The sequence below is a fragment of the Pseudoxanthomonas sp. LjRoot204_2 genome, from assembly GCF_056175765.1.
Window position 1 is genome coordinate 1 of record NZ_JBGFFG010000555.1, and the last position, 1,887, is coordinate 1,887.

The window sequence follows — 1,887 nt, forward strand, 5'->3', positions numbered from 1 at the left end:
GTCTGGTTCGAAACGATCCTCGTGGTATTGACGCTGCTGACCGGCGTGGTGTGGCTGGCCGACAAGCTTTTCCTGGCCAAGCGGCGCCAGGCGAGGGGAGGGCTGCTGGACGAGGAGCCCGTGCTGGTCGATTACTCGCGCGCGTTCTTCCCCGTGCTGGCCGTGGTGCTGGTGCTGCGCAGCTTCATCGCGGAGCCCTACAAGATCCCGTCCAGCTCGATGATGCCGAACCTGCTGATCGGCGATTTCATCCTGGTCAACAAGTTTTCCTACGGCCTGCGCCTGCCGATCACCAACCAGAAGGTCGTGGCCCTCGGCGAGCCGGCGCGCGGCGACGTGGTGGTCTTCAAGCCGCCGCACGACCCGAAGAACAACTGGATCAAGCGCGTCATCGGCCTGCCGGGCGACAGGATCGGGTTCCATGGCGATACCGTCTCGATCAACGGGCAGCCCCTCGCGTACCAGAAGCTGGGCGACTACGTGGGCAAGGGCAGCGGTGCAGGCGAAACGGGGGCTTCGCTGCTGAAGGAGGACCTGCCGGGGCGCCCGCACACGGTGCTGGAATGGCTGGGCAGCGCCCGTCCCGAGGGCCAGGGCGAGTGGGTAGTCCCGCCGGGGCACTACTTTGTCATGGGCGACAATCGTGATAATAGCGAGGACAGCCGGTTCTGGACCCAGACCCACTTCCTGCCGGAAGAGAACCTGCGGGGCAAGGCGTTCCTGGTCTGGCTGAACTGCGAGGGCTGGGTCTGCAAGAATGGCTTCGATGCCTCGCGCATCGGCAATGGCATCGAGTAAGCAACCAACGCTAACGGGGATCGACGGGGGAATGACGATGAAGCGCAATCAGAATGGTATGACGTTGTTGAGCTTTGTGATCGTACTGGCTGTGGTCGGTTTCGCCGCCTATATCGCCATGCGCCTGTTTCCGATGTACCAGGAATATTACGCCGTCAAGTCCTCACTGAAGGGACTTTCAAATGAGCCGGGGGTTGCCGACATGGATCCTGCCCGTATCCAGGAGTTGTTCTTCAGGCGTCTGGACATCAACTACTCTGACAACGTCAAACCCTCCCATGTGAAGATCGAGCGTATGGAGGGGGGCTGGAACATGAAGGTCAGCTACGAGGTGCGTCGGCCGCTGGTAGGCAATCTGGACGTGGTCGGTAACTTCAACACCGAGCAGGCCATGACCAATCGCGGCGCGGACTAAGGGTTTGGCGGTTGATCGCATCGGTCATGCCTTCACCGATCAGGGCCTGCTTGCGCAGGCCCTGACGCATCGAAGTGCGGGGGCGCCGCACAACGAACGCCTGGAATTCCTGGGCGACAGCATCGTCAATTTCCTCGTCGCCGAAACGCTTTTCCAGCGTTGGCCCAAGGCGGACGAGGGCGCGCTGACGCGCGCACGCGCCGAACTTGTGCGCGAAGCCGCGCTGGCGGCCATCGCGCGCGAGCTCCAGCTGGGCGAGCGCCTGACGATGGGGCCCGGCGAAATGAAGTCGGGTGGCCATCGCCGGGATTCGATCCTGGCCGATGCGCTGGAAGCCGTCGTCGCGGCCATTTACCTGGACAGCAGCTTCGAAACCTGCCGCACCGTGGTGCTGCCGTGGTTCGAGGCGTCGCTGGCCGCACTCCCTGTCGGTCGCCCGGAAAAGGATGCCAAGACCCGGCTGCAGGAATGGTTGCAGGGCCGCCAGCGTCCGCTGCCGGTGTACGAACTGGTGTCCGAAAGCGGCGACGATCACGCCAAACTCTTCCTCGCGCGCTGTACCACGCTCGACCCGCCGCTTGCCGCGGACGGCGAGGGTACCTCGCGCCGCAATGCAGAACAGGTCGCCGCGGCGGCGCTGCTCGATAAGCTCGACATTTCGAAATGAGTACGTC

At 63.5% G+C, this 1,887-nt stretch carries 3 protein-coding genes; all 3 read left to right on the forward strand.

The window, feature by feature from the left end; all coding sequences use genetic code 11:
- Positions 1 to 798: signal peptidase I (lepB, locus tag AC04L7_RS17790; RefSeq protein WP_475513581.1), on the forward strand; the 798-nt coding region annotated here is incomplete at its 5' end.
- A 37-nt stretch (positions 799 to 835) separates the two neighbouring features.
- Complete coding sequence (locus AC04L7_RS17795; RefSeq protein ID WP_299341848.1) at positions 836 to 1,213, forward strand: DUF4845 domain-containing protein; 378 nt, start codon at positions 836 to 838, stop codon at positions 1,211 to 1,213.
- Positions 1,197 to 1,880 (forward strand): ribonuclease III, encoded by a 684-nt coding sequence (gene rnc / locus AC04L7_RS17800; RefSeq protein WP_436000988.1) that lies wholly within the window; start codon positions 1,197 to 1,199, stop codon positions 1,878 to 1,880. Before AC04L7_RS17795 ends, rnc begins: the two co-directional genes overlap by 17 nt.
- Positions 1,881 to 1,887 lie beyond the last annotated feature (7 nt).